Source organism: Paraburkholderia sp. (assembly GCF_035656215.1).
Taxonomy (GTDB): Bacteria; Pseudomonadota; Gammaproteobacteria; order Burkholderiales; family Burkholderiaceae; genus Paraburkholderia.
Map to the genome: position 1 here is coordinate 1 of NZ_DASRSY010000185.1, position 2,938 is coordinate 2,938.

Annotated in this window: 3 protein-coding genes; all 3 read left to right on the forward strand. The window is 63.1% G+C overall.

Annotation, left to right across the window (positions count from 1 at the left end; translation table 11 throughout):
• Nucleotides 1-274: TolC family protein (locus VFE81_RS10660; RefSeq protein WP_325044559.1), on the forward strand; the 274-nt coding region annotated here is incomplete at its 5' end.
• Between the two features lie 76 nt (nucleotides 275-350).
• Nucleotides 351-1,577: an EmrA/EmrK family multidrug efflux transporter periplasmic adaptor subunit gene (locus VFE81_RS10665; protein WP_325044560.1), complete on the forward strand. Its 1,227-nt coding sequence runs from the start codon at nucleotides 351-353 to the stop codon at nucleotides 1,575-1,577.
• Between the two features lie 34 nt (nucleotides 1,578-1,611).
• The coding region (locus tag VFE81_RS10670) for a DHA2 family efflux MFS transporter permease subunit (RefSeq protein WP_325044561.1) at nucleotides 1,612-2,938 on the forward strand (1,327 nt) is incomplete at its 3' end.

Below are 2,938 nucleotides of genomic sequence, written 5' to 3' on the forward strand. Positions count from 1 at the left end.
CGCCCAGCGCGCGCTCGACGCGTCGACCAAGGCCTATCAGCTGGCGGTAATCCGCTACAAGGCCGGTTTGTCGCCGCAGTTGCAGGTGCTGACCGCCGACCAGAACCGCCTTAGCGCAGAACAGACGGTGACGGGCCTCAATATGCGTCGCCGCGATATGCAGATCGGCCTCATCAAGGCGCTCGGCGGCGGTTTCGACGCAACGCAGACCGGCCTCGTGGTGCCGACCGATGCCCCCGCATCGGCCGCCGCCGCGACCGCCGCTGCAAACTGAAGCCACATCGACGCGAGCCACACTCGCACGAACATCCGAATAAACGACGACGCTTGAGAGAAACCGGAGCACATCAATGAGCACCCCCCAGCAGCCCGCGGCCCCCGCACAACCGGCGAACAACGGCAAACGCAAGCGCATGATGACGCTGCTCGTCATCGTGATCCTGATCGCCGCGGTCGCCTACGGCCTTTACTACTTCCTCGACGCACGCTTCCATGAAGACACCGACGACGCGTATGTGAACGGCAACGTCGTACAGATCACGCCGCAGGTCACCGGCACGGTTGTCGCCGTGAACGCGGACGACACGCAAACCGTGAAGGCCGGCGACCCGCTCGTCGTGCTCGATCCGGCCGACGCGCGCGTCGCGCTCGAACAAGCCGAAGCGAATCTTGCGCAGACGGTGCGCCAGGTCCGCGGCCTGTTCGCCGACGACAATCAGTATCAGGCGCAAGTTGCCCAGCGTCAGTCCGATCTGTCGCGTGCACAGGACGACCTGAAGCGCCGTCTGACGGTCGCGCAAACGGGCGCCGTGTCGCTGGAAGAAATCTCGCACGCGCGCGACGCCGTGAAAAGCGCGCAAGCCTCTGTCGACGCCGCCCAGCAACAACTGGCGTCGAACCGGGCGCTGACCGCCAACACCACGATCGCGGATCACCCCAATGTGCAGGCCGCCGCCGCGAAGGTCCGCGACGCGTACCTGAACAACGCACGTAACAACCTGCCGGCGCCGGTCACGGGCTATGTCGCGAAACGCTCGGTGCAGGTCGGCCAGCGCGTCTCGCCGGGCACCCCGCTGATGGCCATCGTGCCGCTGGGCGGCGTGTGGGTCGATGCGAACTTCAAGGAAGTGCAACTGAAGCACATGCGCATTGGCCAGCCGGTCGAACTGACGGCCGACGTGTACGGCTCGTCGGTGGTGTTCCACGGCAAGGTGGTCGGCTTCTCGGCGGGCACGGGTTCGGCGTTCTCGCTGCTGCCCGCGCAGAATGCAACCGGTAACTGGATCAAGGTGGTGCAACGTCTGCCGGTGCGGATCGCGCTCGACCCGCAGGAACTTGAAAAGCATCCGCTGCGCATCGGCCTGTCGATGCAAGCCGACGTGACCATCAAGGACGACAACGGCGGTCAACTCGGCAACGCGCCAAACACGGTCTATCAGACCAATGTGTTCGAGAAGTACGGCGACCAGGCTGACGCGGAAATCGCTCGCATCATCTCGGAAAACGCAGGTCCGAACGGTGGCTCGCAGAAGTCGGCTCAAGCCGGCGCCGCGAAGCCCGCTGCGAAGTTGATGTAAGCGGCGCGACGATTCATATAAGGCTTTTTGATTAATGGCTCAGGCTCAGGCGCAAGTCCCTCATCCGCCGCTCGAGGGCGCGCAACTGGTGATCGGCACCATCGCGGTGTCGCTCGCCGTTTTTATGAATGTGCTCGACACGTCGATTGCGAACGTGTCGATCCCGTCCATTTCGGGCGATCTCGGTGTGTCGTCCGACCAGGGCACGTGGGTCATCACGTCGTTCGCGGTAGCGAACGCGATCTCCGTGCCGCTGACCGGCTGGCTTACCGAACGCGTCGGTCAGGTACGCCTGTTCATGGCGTCGATCATTCTGTTCGTGATCTCGTCGTGGATGTGCGGCCTCGCACCCACCCTGCCGTTCCTGCTTGCTTCGCGTGTGCTGCAAGGCGCCGTGGCCGGCCCGATGATTCCGCTGTCGCAAACGCTGCTGCTCGCGAGCTACCCACGCGCCAAGGCGCCAATGGCTTTATCGATGTGGGCGATGACCACGCTGATCGCGCCGGTGGCCGGGCCGATTCTCGGCGGCTGGATCTCGGACAACATCTCGTGGCCGTGGATTTTCTACGTCAACATTCCGGTCGGCGCGATCGCCGCTATCGCGACGTGGTCGATCTTCCGCAACCGCGATTCGGTCATCAGAAAGGCGCCGATCGACGGCGTCGGTCTCGGGCTGCTGATCCTCTGGGTCGGCTCGTTGCAGGTGATGCTCGATAAGGGCAAGGACCTTGACTGGTTCTCGTCGACCACCGTCGTCGTGCTAGCGCTGGTCGCGGTGATTTCGCTCGCGTTCTTCATCGTGTGGGAATTGACGGCCGAGCATCCGGTGGTCGATCTATCGCTTTTCAGGCGGCGCAATTTTACGAGCGGCACGATTGCGTTGTCGATCGGCTACGGGCTCTACTTCGGCAACCTCGTGTTGTTGCCGTTGTGGCTGCAAACCGATATCGGCTACACCGCCACCGAAGCGGGTCTCGTGATGGCGCCGGTCGGCCTGTTCGCGGTGCTGCTGTCGCCGATCACCGGCAAGGTGTTGCCGCGTACCGATCCGCGTTATATCGCGACCTTGTCGTTCCTCGTGTTCGCGCTATGTTTCTGGATGCGCTCACGTTATACGACTGGTGTCGATACTTATTCGCTGCTGCTACCCACGTTGATTCAGGGGATCGGCATGGCCGGGTTCTTCATCCCGCTGGTGTCGATCACGCTGTCGGGTTTGCCAGGCAACCGGATTCCGGCTGCGTCTGGCTTGTCGAATTTCGTCCGGATCATGTGCGGCGGTATTGGCACGTCGATTTTCCAGACCGCGTGGGATCACCGCACCATCATGCATCATGCGCAACTGGCCGAACAGGCGAGCG

What these genes read in the sequence shown, in the direction of transcription:
- VFE81_RS10665 (WP_325044560.1), top strand. Translation starts at nt 351, where the DNA reads ATGAGCACCCCCCAGCAGCCCGCGGCCCCCGCACAACCGGCGAACAAC.